Below are 15,430 nucleotides of genomic sequence, written 5' to 3'. Positions count from 1 at the left end.
ATGTTTTTTAATACCTAAAATAAAAATGGGGCTGAAGAATCAATTCTGATTCATCAGTCCCATAAATTATAGAGCCAAAAGATCTGCCACGTCCTGTTTGTGTGGCAGATCTTTTTTTGACTTGAATTTAGTTGCTGCTGTCAGTTGATTGTTCATTGATCGAAGTATCTACAGATAGAACGACTTTGGCTGTTTTTTCTTCTTTGCCGCGGTAGAACGTCACTGTGATCGTATCACCGACTTTGTGCTTGTACAGTGCAGATTGTAGATCTGTGGTTGTGCTGATGTCGGTATCATCGATTTTCGTGATGACATCGTATTGTTTCAATCCTGCTTGTTCAGCTGGTGTCGCGTTATTTACTGAGTATACGACTACTCCGTCAGTGACAGAAGATGGTACTTTCAAGATTTGTTCTTGTTGTTGCGAAGTGATTGAGCTTAAGTTGATTGTTCGAATACCCAATGCTGGACGAACAACTTTGCCGTCTTTTTCTAATTGGTTGATAATATCGACAACGTCGTTACTTGGGATCGCGAAGCCCATTCCTTCTACGCTGACACTTGATGTTGATTCAGAAGTGCTGGCGATCTTGCTAGAGTTGATTCCGATCACTTGTCCTTCAACGTTGATCAGTGGACCACCAGAGTTTCCTGGGTTGATCGCTGCATCTGTTTGAATCGCATTGATGCTGACTGCTTCACCAGATTCATTTTGATTCGTTACTTGACGATTCAGAGAAGAAACAATCCCTTGCGTTACAGAATTTGCAAAGCTAGATCCTAATGGAGAACCAATCGCAATTGCTGGTTCGCCAACTTTTAGTGAATCAGAATCGCCGAAAGAAGCAACCGTGTCTACTTTATCAGAAGAGATGCGTAAAACAGCAAGGTCAGTGTAAGCGTCTGTTCCGACTAATTCAGCTTTGACTTTTGTGCCATCAGAGAGAACGACTTCCAAACCATCTTGTCCTTCTACTACGTGGTTATTCGTAACGATATACGCTTTGTCACCATCTACTTTATAAATCACGCCACTTCCTTCAGAAGAAGCTTCTAGTGAACTGTCATCGCCTGAATTCTCAGTCCCTGATCCTTGACCACCTTGCTGACCAGAGCCAAATAACCCTTCGAGGCCATTCGCATTATTTTGTTGCAAGTTGATGATCGAAACGACTGCTCCTTGCACTTTTTCGACTGCTTTTGTTACATCGCTGTTGACGTCATATTTAACATTGGAGACTTTCGTTTGTCCATTGTTATCTTGAACACCGCTGGTTGCGGTCGTTACAGGTGAAGTCAAAGAAGAGCCCATCGCCAGATAAAGTCCGCCGAAGGTCAACAAACCACCAACTACTCCGCCAAGAATGCCAATACCTAATTTTTTTAATAAGCCGGAAGAAGGTTTTCTTCCTGGTGTCACATTTTTTCGTACCATTTGTTATTCCCCCTATTGAATTGTTTGTATGTATTTATTATATTCTTTCTTTCTGACAATAGTCTACTAAGAGATTTTGAAAAAAATATGAAGAAGATAGGGAGGATTTAGACCAAAACAATGAAATTTCTTTTTTTAGACTACCAATCATTTTTTTAGTAAGAAAAGAGTCACTTGAAACGATTCGTGGTATCAATGGTACTATAGAAGAAAAAATTGGTACGCGACATATATTCTGAAAAGAAATTCCATTATAATGATAGCGGAAGGTGAGTGGTCATGAATATTAAAATCGTCACAGTAGGCAAATTAAAAGAGAAATATCTGATTCAAGGCATCAATGAATACGTGAAACGATTAGGCGCTTATTGTAAAATCCAATTCGTGGAAGTTCCTGATGAAAAAGCTCCAGAAAGTATGAGTGAAGCTGAAATGCTTCAAGTGAAAGAAAAAGAAGGTAAGAAAATCTTGGCAAAGATCAAAGACCAGGAATACGTCTTTGCATTAGCGATTGAAGGCAAAAATCCCACCAGTGAAGCTTTTGCCCAGCAGATCGAGCAATTAGGAATCCAAGGCAAAAGCCAACTAGTCTTCGTAATCGGCGGCTCCTTAGGTCTCAGCCAAGAAGTGATGCAGCGCAGCAACACCCAAATCTCTTTCGGCAAAATGACCTATCCCCATCAGTTGATGAAACTGATTCTAGTCGAACAAATCTATCGTGCTTTTCGCATCAATACAGGCGCGCCTTATCATAAGTGAGGGTGTTTTCTCCACGAAAGAAAAAATAGTAAAACAGAGGAGTAACAAATGAGTGAACTTAACCATTTTTCTGCATCTACATTAGCTGCGTTGCAAAAAGATGAGCAACATCCTTACTATGTTTATTGTTTGGTTGATCCTAGAAACAACCAGACTTTTTATATTGGGAAAGGCAAAGGTAACCGTATTTTTGCACATCGTCAAGCGGCTCTAAGTATGTTAAGTCAATCTGATTATTTTGAAGAAGATGAATCAGCTAGAACATTAAAAATAAAAACTATCCAAGAAATAAACGGAATGAATCTGCAACCATTGAGTTATATACTTAGCTATGGATTAACTGAGAATGAAGCTTACGCTAGTGAAAATGCGTTGATTAATTATGCTCAACTGATTCAAGGACTCTCTTTGACGAATTTAGTAAAAGGACATGGTTCTAAGCCAATGCTAGTGGAAGAGGTAGAAGAGCGATATGGATTTCAACCCATATCTGTAAATCAAATAGCAACGGATGAGTTGGTCTTAGCAGTAAAAGTGAGAGATGCTTTTGAACTTTGTAAAGATGAGTCAGATGAATATCCGATTGACGACAAATTTCGTGATGATCATAATTTAAAATCTCGTACGCTAGGTAATTGGGTAATTGGTCGTGATAAAATTCATCGGATTCGCTACATTATAGCGATTAATACTGGAGCAGATAATGCGGTTGTTGCTGCATATAAAGTCTCCTCTCAATATTCAGGATCGAAGAAAAACGAAAACGGACGGACACGCTATGCGTTTCGTGCACTCTCTCAAAGAGATGATACGTTAAGAGAGCTGAATTTATACAAACGATCGTTGCCGGAGATTAAATTTGGTAGTGGAAGTGCAATTGCATATATTAATCATTAGAAAAGTGTTTCAAGAAAAGCCCAACACTAAAATGATATGACGGGATAACTTAAATAACAAAAATGCTGATAATTGATTTTTCTAAGAAAGAAAACCTTATAGACAATAGTTAGATGGAAGTTGCAATTGAGAAGAAATACATTGGAAAAGTATTGCCGGCATATTTGCTAATAATGGTAGATGACTACTTCTTCCTAATTAAAAAATAAAACCTCAAAAAGAACTGCTAGTGATAGGTTTCTCATCACTAGCAGTTCTTTTGTCAATTTCATTCGTAGGTTATTATTGTTTGTGAGAGATTGTTGGAGGTTCAAGATACTGTCGATATTTACTAACGATGATATCCATAATGATTTGATAGATAAAAGAATGGGTTTGAAAAATAGTCTCATGAGGGAAAAGAATAACATCATGAACGAAACGATAGTTACGAACCTCTTCATTTGCTGTGATTACGAAAATCTTGGCTTTTGTGTTTTCAAATACATTTCTGTAGGGTATATCATCTCTAAGTTGTTGTCGCTGTAAAAAACCGCCAGAGTTAGAAAAAATAATCAATAGTGTCTCTTCATCGGCTTGTTCTATGAATTCGATTTGTTTGAGATCACTTTGATAAGTAATAATAAACTTTCCCGCATAAGCCAATTTGTATTGAAAATCAATGGCTGCTGATTCGGAAAATAGCAGTCCAAAAGCACCTACTTTATTATAGGTAGTCAGACATTTTGCTAACTCATCAATACTTCTCATGTTGCTTTGCTGTTTGAACGCACTAATATCTTTAATGATGGCATCTAAATAATCATCATAACCATTTTTTTCAATTGGATTGATAATATTTGAAATGTAATTTAAGTCGAAATGGTATTTATTTTCAGCAAAGGTTGAGGATTTTTTTAATTCATAATAATCTTCAAATCCGATGGAACGAGCAAATTTTGAAATGGTTGATTTAGAGACAGTGCATAAAGTAGCTATATCAGAGATACTTGATTTATCGATAATGCTATAGTTATTCAAAAGTGTCTGAGCGATATGGTAGTAGGTAGAAGAAGTTGTTTCATTGTTAAGAACAGTCAATAGTCTAATAATTAAGGGTCCCATAAATACTAGCTCCTATCTGTGAAAGAGTTTCCAAAAAACGAAATTTTTATTTAATATGTTGAAAAAATTGTATATTACACATGTATTATAACAAACATAAACAAAATTGATAGGAGTTGTAACAATGGGGAAAAATTATAGTGCTCTTTCCAAAAGTATTATTGATTATGTTGGTGGAACAGAGAATATCATTAGTCTTTATCACTGTATCACTAGATTGAGATTCAAGTTAAAAGATGAAAGTATTGCACAAAAAAATACCGATGAAATTAAGAAGATTTCCGGTGTCTTGTCCGTCGTCGAAGCAAATAATCAGTACCAAGTCGTTATTGGAAATGAAGTGGAAGATGTCTATAAAACGATCATGGCTAACTATGACATTAAAAGCGCCTTGGGATCAGACGAGTCGGAAGCATTAGATGATGACCGATCTGGAAATATCTTCATCCGCTTCTTTAATACACTGTCTTCCATTTTTAATCCGATTATTATGCCTTTAGCTGGGGCAGGAATGATTAAAGCCTTGTTAGTGGTTTTAACGACCTATCATTTTATGTCAGCAGATGGAAGTACCTATAAGATTCTTTCAGCAGCCGGCAATAGTGTATTTTTCTTCTTACCGTTATTTTTGGCTTTTAGTGCGGCCAGAGTGTTTAGAACAAATCAATTTATTTCATTAGCAATTGTAGCAGCACTTTTAGAGCCTAATTTCACAGCATTAGTCACAGAAAATGGTGTGACGGTTGATTTCTTAGGTATTCCAGCAATTTTAATAGGGTATTCTGGAACTGTCATTCCTGCGATTATTTCCATTTACCTCTATTCAAAGTTAGAAACGCTGCTAAAGCGAATGATTCCAAAGAGTTTAGAAATTTTTTTGTTGCCAATGGTTGCCCTTCTTATTATGGTTCCGCTAACTGTGTTAGTTGTTGGACCAATCGGCGTTACATTAGGGGATGGGATTGGAAGCGCTATGAACTTTATCAGTGACCGCAGTGGGTTACTGGCTGGTTTGATTATTGGGGCAGGATGGACTTTCTTGGTAATGATTGGTATTCATTGGGGTGTTGTGCCAATCATGATCAATAATCTTGCAGTCTATGGTTATGACGTTATTCGACCAATGGTTGCGGCTGCCACTTTTGCAAGTGCAGGTGTGGCGTTAGGCGTATTTTTAAGAAGCAAAGATAAAAATGTTTAAAGTGCTCTCGCTATCTGCGATTGTACCAGCTTTACTTGGTGGGATAACTGAACCCATCGTCTATGGCTTGTCGGTAAAATATAAAAAACCATTGATTGCCCAAACAATCGCAGGTGGAATTGCTGGAGCTTTCATGGGAGCAATGCAGACAAAGGCGATTGTCTATGTTTTTCCAGCATTAACAACGTTACCAGCCTTTTTGGGTGATACCTTTGTTTATTACCTCATCGGAATCGCTCTTGCTTTCTTCCTGTCAGCAATTTTAACTTTTGCTTTTGGACTGGGAGAAGAATCTTCATCAAGTAATGATGAAACAGAAGGTCAAGTCAATACAATCAGTTTACCATTGGATGGGGAAGTGATTGAGTTAGAAAAAGTCAACGATCCAGTGTTTTCAGAAAAAACGATGGGTGACGGATTTGCTGCAATACCAACTGATGGCGTAATTAAAGCACCATTTAGTGGAAAGGTCGAACTGGTTTTTCCTACAAAACATGCGATTGGATTAAAGTCAACATCTGGTGTAGAAGTATTGATTCATATTGGCATCAATACCGTTGAATTAAACGGCAACTATTTTGATTTAGCTGTTAAAGCAGGCGATGACATCCAAAAGGGGCAAAGAATCGGAAGTGTGGATATTGAAGGCATCCAGTCTGAAGGCTATGATCCAACCACGATCCTTGTAGTAACCAATTTGGATGATCTTGATGAGGTAGACATTATCGACTCTAAGGGTAAAATCATCCAAACTTTCACTGGCAAAAAAACGATACAAACAGAAATAATAGCATAAAAACAACAATCTGAAAGAGGTAATCGAATGAATAAAAGCTATTTTCCCAAGAACTTTCTTTGGGGCGGAGCAATTGCGGCGAATCAAGTAGAAGGGGCTTGGAACGTTGATGGAAAAGGGATGTCGGTAGCAGATGTCGCAATGTACAAACCTGATGTAGATAGGACAGATTATATCAGTCAATGGCACGTGTCTCCTGAACAAATCGAGGAAGCCATGTAGTCAAAAAACGATAAGTTATTTCCGAAAAGACGAGGAATCGATTTTTATCATCGTTACAAAGAAGACCTGGCATTAATTAAAGAAATGGGACTGAAATGCTTAAGGGTATCTATTGCATGGACAAGATTATACCCCAATGGGATTGAAAGTGAACCCAATCAAGCTGGAATCGATTTTTACGTAAGCTTATTTAAAGAGATGAAGAAGAATGGGATTGAACCTCTAGTCACATTGTCTCATTATGAAATGCCATTATATTTAGTCAATGAATATGACGGCTGGGTTTCCCGAGAAGTGATCGACATGTTTGTACGATTTAGCAAAACTTGCTTTGAACATTTCGGAAAGTATGTAAACTATTGGCTGACTTTCAATGAAATCGATAGCGTCTTTAGACACCCCTTCACTACGATGGGAGTGGTGGAAGAAAAGTACAAAACAAAAAAAGAAGCTGAAGAGGCCATTTATCAAGCGCTACATCATCAGTTTGTAGCTAGTTCCCTAGCGACTAAATATGCCCATCAAATCATTCCTAATGCGCAGGTGGGGTGCATGGTTACAAGAGCTTTAGCTTATCCGTTAACCTCAAATCCAGTGGACGTGATGCTAGCCCAACAACATAATCGGGAGAACTACTTTTTTTCTGATGTGCAGGTTTTTGGAACGTATCCGACTTTTGTCAAAAATTACTGGCAAGAGAACAATTTTTCCATTGAAATGGTGGAAGGGGATGAGGAGATCATTCAGCAACACACAGTGGATTTTGTCTCTTTTAGTTATTATATGTCTATGATTAAAACAGAAGATGAAGAAGATCGGGAAAAAGTTGGCGGAAATTTAGTCACCAGTGTGAAGAATCCTTATCTTGATACAAGTGATTGGGGTTGGCAAGTAGATCCAACAGGATTGAAAATTGCATTAATCGACATGTACGATCGTTATAGAATGCCTCTGTTCATTGTTGAGAGCGGGATTGGTGCTTTTGATGCGTTTGAAGATGGAAAAGTGCATGATGATTATCGCATAAAGTATTTTGAAGACCATTTTAAAGCGGTCAATGAAGCCATCAGAAAAGGCGTTGAAGTAATGGGTTATACTACGTGGGGATGTATTGACTTAGTAAGTGCATCGACTTCTCAAATGTCAAAACGATATGGATTTATCTATGTGGATGCGGATGATGAAGGGAACGGAACCTATGATCGGTTTAAAAAGGATAGCTTTTACTGGTACAAACAGGTGATTGCGACTAATGGAGCTTCTTTGGTTAAAGAAAATAATTAAGGATTAAACATCAAAAAAAATTGAGAGCAAAGTTGTTTGGAAAGGCAACTTGCGTCAAAAGGTCCAATCATCTTGATTCGATGGTTGGACTATTTTATTGCAAAGCTGGGAAAAATAGCTAGTCGACCAAAGGCATCAAAAAAGGCGAACCGCAACTCTTAGGGAACAAACGAGCATTTTGTCATTAGTTGAAATATTTAAGCAAACTTGCGAAGAAAAGCGCAAAGGATTCAATGTTTTCAAAACAACTACACTAAACTGTTTTTTTATTTTTATGGTCCTAAAAGTAACCTTCGCAGTTCTAAATCCATAGCAATGCCATGTAATGTTATTTATCAATCTCATGTATGAGGAAGTTGTGAGAAAAAACTTCGCAAAAATTTAGTAAGCATTTAGTATATGGTCTGCTACTATATGTACACTGAATACTCCTTAAGGGTGGTTTAATAAATGAAAAAAAATGCTAGTAACAACGATGGGTCTACTGCTTTTTTTGGCTGGCTGTTCCGCAAATAAAACAGAGGAAACATCTTCTACAGAAAAAGTCGTGACAACGGAGTCAAGCACGTCTCAATCAATTTCAACCAAAACAGCTAACGCTACGAGTACCGAAGCGTCTAAAAGCAGGACCACTGAATCATCTGAACAACAATCGTCAAATGAGCAAAGCGCACAACCACAAGCTTCCACGAATACTGCACAAGCAAGTCAACCGGTGACACACGTTTTGTGGGATGCTTCCAAGTCTGCAGAGCTTGCGACGTTTATGCAGAGTTGGGGACAAGAAATGGGGCAGCAATATCGAAGCTATGACGACCATGTGCAAGCGAATTACTATGGTCTCCAAGTACCTCAAGATATTTTTGATGGTAAATGGACAACCGTCATTAATCAAACGCCCGTCTCGGTGGAGTGGTCAGAAAATGGTGAGGGACAAGCCGATTTTCAGATTGTGGCAATCTATTCGGACATCGACCATGCTACACCAGCTGGAGGGCATCTCTATTTCTTTGGCTTCCAGCAAAAGCAGCCAAAAGTTCTAATCACACAACAAAATCAAGGAAATCAAAACAATTATCTGTATTTTAAAGAGACAGCGAATGAATCATTAAAAAATGCATTTATTCAGCTTGCCAATCGTTAAACAGTGCTAAGATGAAGAACACTTGGAACTGAATGGCATGAAAAAGATTTTGAAAAAATTGTCGGGCTTTCTGAGTCAGACAAAAGAGGGTATCCAATGAAGAAACACTACTTTATGGCTTTTTTACTTAGTTTATTCTTTTTATTTGCTCTGCCAGTGCAGGGAATGGCAGTTGCTGGGGGACACGGCGGTGGTTCGACCAGTCGTGGCGGATCCGGTGGCGGCTTTGGCGGTGTCACAACAGTTGATGACTATTCGGATCATTATTCCAGAGCTTCTTGGGGAAGACGAGGGTATGGATATTATAGCCCCTATGGTTCATCATCAGTTATAGAAAATTATGTTTTGGTTGGGGCGTCAGTAGGCGGAGCCGCGATTCTCTCTTTAGTTAAACGAAAAAAAGACCAACGAACCAGAAGGAATGATTTATTCGCTCAAATTCCTGGTAATAAAAAGGAAAAGAAAAAACTGCTTGACGAAATCCAACAGACTTTTTTTGCGATCCAAACCGCTTGGGATCAAGAAGCACTTGAAAAATCCAGCAGACACTATACTGAAAAACTATTGTTGGAACACAGTCAAGTATTGCAACAGAATAAAGAGGATGGTATAAAAAATCATACAAAGAAAGTCATCCTACATCAAGTGGAGAATTATCGACAACTTCGTGCAGACAGCTTCTCCATTCGAATTGATTTCAGTTGTTGCGATTATGTGGAAGACCGGGTGAGTAAGCAGATCCTCTCAGGAAAGAAACATCGAAAACAATCTTTTTCTCAACTATGGTATTTTAACTATTCTGAGAAAGAGGGGAAATGGCAGGTTGATTTTATTCAACCAATTGATTTGGATTAAGCAAGAGCGGGCTGGTGATAGTCGTAGTTGTTGGGTCAAATGCATGCATACGATGAAACATTCTACTAAGTTTTAGGTTTTAGTTATTCGAGTTAAGTTATCCAGTAAAGTTGCTGACTCCTAATGCCTGACGTTTCGTACCGACGATAATCAGGAGGCGAAATAAAGGAAGCATTTCTATACGCAAACAGTTCAAAAAAATCTTTCGATCAGATAGACGGTTACGAACCGCTTTATCAAATCGAAAGATTTTTTTTCGGATGATCATTTTTTGACAAAAAAATATAAGCAAATTTAACTGGATAAAAATCAAAGAACCCCATCGTTTGACGAGTATCGAATTCTATATGAATAACTGCAAAAACAATGCGTTCAGCGTGAATCATTTCATTTTGAAAAATCTCAAATCAACTACAGTTTCCTTACCGGTTATGATTTTCTCAAGATATCAGTGCCTCTTTGATTCTGCAGTCCGCAGCGCATATGCGTCGAGCAAGATTCTAGCAAGGATCGAGAGGGGCAGTCTTGAACGAACTTCATAGTCTGGAAAGAAGGAGCCTTCTGATTTGAAGCCAACAAAAGGAATTTCGATATGCGCCATTAAGCTAGAGTGCCGATTGGCTGTCAGCAGAATGGTACCGATCTCCGCTTCATAACAGTTTTCAGCTGCGGTGATCAATTCTTTGGTTTCACCATTTAAAGAAACGAAGATCACGATATCTTCCTTTGATAGTTTCTTACTGATGTTCTTAATGATGTTGGGATCGGTATGCATCTCACAGTATTTGCCAGTAAGCTGAAATTTGACCATCATTTCTTGAGCAATCAGTTCAGAAAATCCACGAGCAAAAATCATGATTCGTCTAGCAGCTTTGATTCGTTGGATCGCGTCTTCGATATTGCCGCTTTCCACCATATTGATCGTGCGGATCACTTCTTGTTCATTCTTTAGAATCGCCGTCTTTATCCCTTCGTCCACCTTATCAAGCGCTGCAAAATTGATATTGGTATTATCTTTTTCTTTTAGTGAATGCTTGAAAGCAGTAAACCCCTCGTATCCTTTTTTCTTCATGGTACGAACAACAGTCGCCGTTGAAACGTTTGCATATTCACTTAATTTTATAATGGAGCAAGACGGAATCTCAAGGATATGACTTTGGATAAAATCCCACAGGTATTGCTCTGACTCACTTAATTTTGTATCCATGTTCTGCCTCCCTTCAGCTAGTCTTTATTGTAAATCGAAAGATTCACCTACTTCAAGGTCATGAAGTATTTCTTGTAAAAGTTTTCAGCGGTTTTGTTTATTTATGAAAACATTTACATCAAGTAGTGATCCATAATAGGTTTGTAGGAAAGGAGGGGCGCAAATGGCTGTTTATACATGTACGTTAAATCTAGCGATCGATCTTTTTATCGAAACAGATGAGATGAAACCATTTCAAGTGAATCGCACAAAGGATGATGATATCCAAGCCAATGGAAAAGGGGTCAATGTCTCATTGATCATGAAAAAACTTGGTATCGATAGTACAGCATTAGGGTTCAAAGCTGGTTTTACTGGTAATTATATTGAGGACTACTTGCATCAACAAGCGATTCAGACCGATTTTATTCCCGTTCCGGGATTTACGCGAATCAACGTTTTTACGCATGTAAATCGCGATAATAAGGAGTACAAACTTGTGAATAAGGGACCTGAAATTTCAAAAAAGCAGATCAATCTTTTGCTAGAACAAATTAGACATCTGCAAGCTGGTGACTATCTCTGTATATCTGGGAGTATGCCACAAGGTGTCTCGCCCAAAATTCTTATAGCAATCAGTCGTATTTGCTTTGAAAAGCAAGTGAATCTGATTATTGATTCAAGTTATTCAGAGGTGTTGGAATGTCTGCCTTATCAGCCTTTCTTGTTAAAGCCCAATGAAGAAGAGCTGCAAGCATGGTATCAGACCGAAATCAATGATCGCAAAGGCTATATCGACTACGCCAAACGATTGGTGGCTAGTGGTGCGCAACATGTGCTGCTCTCTTTAGGAGGAGAAGGCGGCCTTCTCTTGACAAAAGATACGGTCTACTCTGGAAACTCTCCTAAAGGCAAAGTAGTGAATACAGCATGTGCTGGAGACACGTTGTTAGGAACATTTCTTGCAGGGTATTTAACAGGTGAGCCGCTGGATGTCAATTTGAAGAAAGGATTAGCTGCTGGAAGTTCAACCGCTTTTCGTAAGGGACTAACTGATTTTTCGGATGTTGCAGAGTTGGAAGAACAAATTGAAATCAAAAGAAGGAGCGAATAAAAAATGACCACTTACAAGATTGTTGCTGCAACGGGCTGTCCCACTGGGATCGCCCATACCTATATGGCACAAGAAGCGTTGGAACAAGCCGCCAAACGCAAAGGAATAGCTATTAAAGTAGAGACTCATGGACAAGTGGGGATAGAAAACCAGTTAACGCCAGAAGAGATAAAAAATGCAGATGCGGTCATTATTGCTGCAGATAAAGATGTCCAAGCGGAACGTTTTGCGGGAAAACGCGTGATCAATGTTCCGGTCAGCAAAGGAATCAAAGATGCCGATCAGCTAATTGAAGAAGCATTGAGAGGGTCGCTGATTGCAGAAAACAAGACGGTCGATGCATTGGAGCAAGCAGATGGGGGAATGGCTGCCGGAATCGGACATAGTATTTATAAAAATCTGATGAATGGTGTTTCTCATATGCTGCCATTTGTCGTAGCAGGGGGCGTGATCATCGCCGTCTCATTCGCAATCTGGGGTGTCTACTCTTTTGATCCTAATGATCCCACCTATAATCCGACATCAGCGATGTTAAAAGGAATTGGGGATACAGCAATGGGAATGATGGTCCCTATTTTAGCGGCTTACATTGCTGAAGGGATTGCTAAACGACCTGGTTTGGTGGTGGGATTTGTCGGCGGCCTGTTGGCCAATGCTGGTGGCGCTGGTTTTCTAGGCGGGATCTTTGCTGGATTCTTAGCTGGGTACTTTATTCTGTTCTTGCAAAAAGTCATGAAAGGATTACCGAAACAATTAGATGGATTGAAGGCTATTTTCTTATATCCAGTGATTGGTGTTTTAGTCATTGGTGTGGTGATGTCTTTGTTAGCAAGCCCGATGGAGGCGATCAATCAAGGTATGATGGATTTCTTGGCAGGATTCCAGAATTCGAATCCATTGATTTTAGGCATCATTGTTGGCTGTATGTCCGCATTTGATATGGGCGGTCCCGTCAATAAAGCCGCTTACGTTACGGGAACGGCATTGTTAGCTCAAGGAAACCATACCTTTATGGCAGGTGTTTCTGCGGCATGTATCGCGCCACCATTGATTACGGGATTTGCTGTCTTATTTTTTGGGAAATATTTTGATACGAACGACCGCAATGCAGGGCTAGTCAACTTTATTTTAGGATCAACGCATATTACTGAAGGGGCGATTCCATTTGCAGCCAAAGATCCTCTGCGTGTTCTGCCTACGATGATGTTGGGTTCATCGATCGCAGCGGTTTTGACCTATATGTTTGGAGTCCAAGTTCCTGCTCCTCATGGCGGCTTCTTAGTATTGCCGGTTGTCACGGGGAAAATTGCTTGGGTAGGTTCGATTTTACTTGGCTCGATCATAGGTGGAGTGATTTTAGGGTTCATCCAAAAACGCAGTGTACAAAAACGTGAAGCAGAAGTTTCAGCTGATGAATGGAAAGAAACAGCGAAAGAATAGAAAAGAGGAAGACAAATGACGTTGATCAAAACAGACCACATTTTTATGAAGCGAGATTTTGTGACACAAGACGAAATAATGACCTTCCTTGCAGCACAAGCAGTTATTCTAGGCATCAGCAGTGATCAAGCTGCTGTTTATAGAAAATTGCTAACAAGAGAAGAGGAGAGTACAACGGGGATGATGGATGGATTTGCTATCCCTCATGCGAAAGATCACAGTATCGAAGAAGCCAATGTCATCATCGTCCAATTAAATAGCAAAATCGATTGGAAAAGTTTGGATGGGGAAGGAACTGATTTTATTATTGCTCTTTTTATACCTGATTCAGAAGCGGGAACGACACATTTGAAACTATTGTCTCAAGTGGCACGGCTTTTGATGCATAAAGAGGTGACAAATTGTTTGAAGCAAGCACAGTCTCCTGATGAAATTGCCGAAATTTTAAATGGAAAACTGGCAGAAAACTAAAAAAGGAAGTAGTGAAAGCATGACATTATCAAATAAGCAAGCATATATCCAACAGCTATGTAATGAAAATGGCATTATTAGTGCTTTAGCCATTGATCAACGAGGGGCTTTGAAAAAAATGATTGGCAGATTCCAAGACCATTCAGTCACGACAGAGCAAATCAGTGCCTTCAAAAAAATCGTGTCAGCCGAGTTGACGCCCTATGCCTCAGCAATTTTACTAGATCCAGAGTATGGATTGCCAGCAGCCCAAGTTCGGGATGAACAAGCTGGATTATTGTTAGCCTACGAGAAAACCGGTTATGATGCTTCAACTCCGGGTCGTTTGCCTGATCTTTTGTCCAACTGGTCTGTGAAACGGCTAAAAGAAAATGGCGCGGATGCTTGTAAGTTTTTGCTCTATTATGATGTGGACGAACCTGACGAGATCAATGATCAAAAGAAGGCATTTATCGAACGGATTGGTTCGGAATGCCTTGCTGAAAATCTACCATTTTTCTTAGAACTGGTTTCTTATGATGCTGCTATCCCAGATACCACTTCGAAAGAATATGCTTTGAAAAAACCTCATAAAGTAAATGATATGATGCGAGAATTTTCGCAAGCATACTATGGCGTTGATGTCTTGAAAGTGGAAGTCCCTGTGAATATGAACTATGTAGAGGGCTATGCGGAGGAAGCTGCTTATACTAAAGAAGAAGCGGCGGTTTATTTCAAAGAGCAAGCGGAAGCAACGGATCTGCCCTATATTTTCTTGAGTGCAGGGGTTTCAGCTGAATTGTTCCAAGAAACACTGCAATTTGCCAAAACATCCGGCTCAAAATTCAATGGCGTACTTTGTGGACGAGCAACCTGGGCAAACGGTGTAGAGCCTTTTGTGACTCAGGGAGAAGGTGCGGCGAAAGAGTGGCTGCAGACCCAAGGACGTACAAATATTGAAGCGCTAAACAATGTTCTGCAAAAGACTGCTACACCGATTCGCTTGTAATAAAAACGTCCTTTAGAAACAACTGAAATTCAATTCTATCGGTTCCTTCGTTCTCTTCAGTGAATGAAGGGCCTTTTTGTTTGGATGAACCAAACGAATAGCGGTCAAGAATTTCTAGTTAGGTGGTAGAATAAAGCTAGTATTCGTTGTTACAGATAAATAAGGATGCGTTCTTTTCCCGAAAATCTGAGATAACAGTAGGAAAAATGTTGTGTCATAGAAGAAAGGAGTTTTCGATGGAAACTCGTGTATTAAAGTATTTTCTAGCAATAGCCGAGGAACAAAATATTACCCAAGCAGCTAAAAAGCTGAACATTACGCAACCCACTTTAAGCAGACAAATTCGAGAGTTTGAAGAGCGTTTGCACACAGAATTGTTTGTGCGCCAAAATAAGAAACTTTATTTAACAGAAGCAGGTCTGTTTTTAAAAAAGCGCGCAGAAGAAATTCTTGAATTGAATCAGAAAACAGAACAAGAATTGTTCAATTATCAGGAGACGATTCTGAATGGACAAATTGCGATTGGTTGTGTGG

The 15,430-nt window shown here is 39.3% G+C and carries 14 protein-coding genes and 1 pseudogene; 12 read left to right on the top strand and 3 right to left on the bottom strand.

The features are described from left to right. Positions 1-127: 127 nt before the first annotated feature. Positions 128-1,435 (bottom strand): S1C family serine protease, encoded by a 1,308-nt coding sequence (locus AB5Z52_RS13145; RefSeq protein ID WP_005470737.1) that lies wholly within the window; start codon positions 1,433-1,435, stop codon positions 128-130. A gap of 279 nt (positions 1,436-1,714) precedes the next feature. Here AB5Z52_RS13145 and rlmH point away from each other — a divergent pair, with 279 nt between their 5' ends. Then, positions 1,715-2,194: a 23S rRNA (pseudouridine(1915)-N(3))-methyltransferase RlmH gene (gene rlmH / locus AB5Z52_RS13140; protein WP_003125832.1), complete on the top strand. Its 480-nt coding sequence runs from the start codon at positions 1,715-1,717 to the stop codon at positions 2,192-2,194. A 48-nt stretch (positions 2,195-2,242) separates the two neighbouring features. Next, on the top strand, positions 2,243-3,091 hold the full coding sequence (locus tag AB5Z52_RS13135) for a hypothetical protein (RefSeq protein WP_003125833.1): 849 nt from the start codon (positions 2,243-2,245) through the stop codon (positions 3,089-3,091). A gap of 282 nt (positions 3,092-3,373) precedes the next feature. Here AB5Z52_RS13135 and AB5Z52_RS13130 read toward each other — a convergent pair whose 3' ends face one another. Beyond that, positions 3,374-4,195, bottom strand: coding sequence for a MurR/RpiR family transcriptional regulator (locus tag AB5Z52_RS13130; RefSeq protein WP_003125834.1), 822 nt, complete (start codon positions 4,193-4,195; stop codon positions 3,374-3,376). 124 nt (positions 4,196-4,319) lie between these two features. Between AB5Z52_RS13130 and AB5Z52_RS13125 the strand changes: the two genes are divergently transcribed. From AB5Z52_RS13125 to AB5Z52_RS13105, 5 genes and pseudogenes are all read left to right on the top strand, one after another. Beyond that, on the top strand, positions 4,320-5,396 hold the full coding sequence (locus tag AB5Z52_RS13125; protein WP_003125835.1) for a PTS transporter subunit EIIC: 1,077 nt from the start codon (positions 4,320-4,322) through the stop codon (positions 5,394-5,396). Beyond that, positions 5,389-6,192: a glucose PTS transporter subunit IIA gene (locus AB5Z52_RS13120; RefSeq protein WP_123866645.1), complete on the top strand. Its 804-nt coding sequence runs from the start codon at positions 5,389-5,391 to the stop codon at positions 6,190-6,192. The genes AB5Z52_RS13125 and AB5Z52_RS13120 overlap by 8 nt, the downstream gene beginning before the upstream one ends. Before the next feature lie 27 nt (positions 6,193-6,219). Then, positions 6,220-7,698 (top strand): annotated as a pseudogene (locus AB5Z52_RS13115) (glycoside hydrolase family 1 protein). A 460-nt stretch (positions 7,699-8,158) separates the two neighbouring features. Beyond that, positions 8,159-8,842 carry a DUF4767 domain-containing protein gene (locus AB5Z52_RS13110; RefSeq protein WP_117474431.1) on the top strand — a complete coding sequence of 228 codons (684 nt, stop codon included), beginning with the start codon at positions 8,159-8,161 and terminating at the stop codon, positions 8,840-8,842. Positions 8,843-8,938: 96 nt separating this feature from the next. Then, complete coding sequence (locus tag AB5Z52_RS13105) at positions 8,939-9,697, top strand: TIM44-like domain-containing protein (protein WP_029486531.1); 759 nt, start codon at positions 8,939-8,941, stop codon at positions 9,695-9,697. 448 nt (positions 9,698-10,145) lie between these two features. Here AB5Z52_RS13105 and AB5Z52_RS13100 read toward each other — a convergent pair whose 3' ends face one another. After that, positions 10,146-10,904, bottom strand: a complete 759-nt coding sequence (locus tag AB5Z52_RS13100; protein WP_003125844.1) for a MurR/RpiR family transcriptional regulator — start codon at positions 10,902-10,904, stop codon at positions 10,146-10,148. Positions 10,905-11,067: 163 nt separating this feature from the next. Here AB5Z52_RS13100 and pfkB point away from each other — a divergent pair, with 163 nt between their 5' ends. The 5 genes from pfkB to AB5Z52_RS13075 form a co-directional block, all read left to right on the top strand. Then, positions 11,068-11,997, top strand: a complete 930-nt coding sequence (gene pfkB / locus AB5Z52_RS13095) for a 1-phosphofructokinase (RefSeq protein WP_003125850.1) — start codon at positions 11,068-11,070, stop codon at positions 11,995-11,997. Positions 11,998-12,000: 3 nt separating this feature from the next. Continuing rightward, positions 12,001-13,437 carry a PTS fructose transporter subunit IIC gene (locus tag AB5Z52_RS13090; RefSeq protein WP_005470752.1) on the top strand — a complete coding sequence of 479 codons (1,437 nt, stop codon included), beginning with the start codon at positions 12,001-12,003 and terminating at the stop codon, positions 13,435-13,437. 15 nt (positions 13,438-13,452) lie between these two features. After that, positions 13,453-13,908 (top strand): fructose PTS transporter subunit IIA, encoded by a 456-nt coding sequence (locus AB5Z52_RS13085; RefSeq protein ID WP_029486533.1) that lies wholly within the window; start codon positions 13,453-13,455, stop codon positions 13,906-13,908. A gap of 19 nt (positions 13,909-13,927) precedes the next feature. After that, positions 13,928-14,896 carry a tagatose-bisphosphate aldolase gene (gene lacD / locus AB5Z52_RS13080; RefSeq protein ID WP_005470757.1) on the top strand — a complete coding sequence of 323 codons (969 nt, stop codon included), beginning with the start codon at positions 13,928-13,930 and terminating at the stop codon, positions 14,894-14,896. Positions 14,897-15,132: 236 nt separating this feature from the next. After that, the coding region (locus AB5Z52_RS13075) for a LysR family transcriptional regulator (protein WP_368266950.1) at positions 15,133-15,430 on the top strand (298 nt) is incomplete at its 3' end.

It is taken from the genome of Enterococcus sp. RTP21361st1_A6_RTP21361_211029 (assembly GCF_040910045.1).
GTDB lineage: Bacteria > Bacillota > Bacilli > Lactobacillales > Enterococcaceae > Enterococcus_D > Enterococcus_D gallinarum.
The sequence above is the reverse complement of the archived record's forward strand: the minus strand, read 5'-3'. Positions and strand labels throughout refer to the sequence as shown.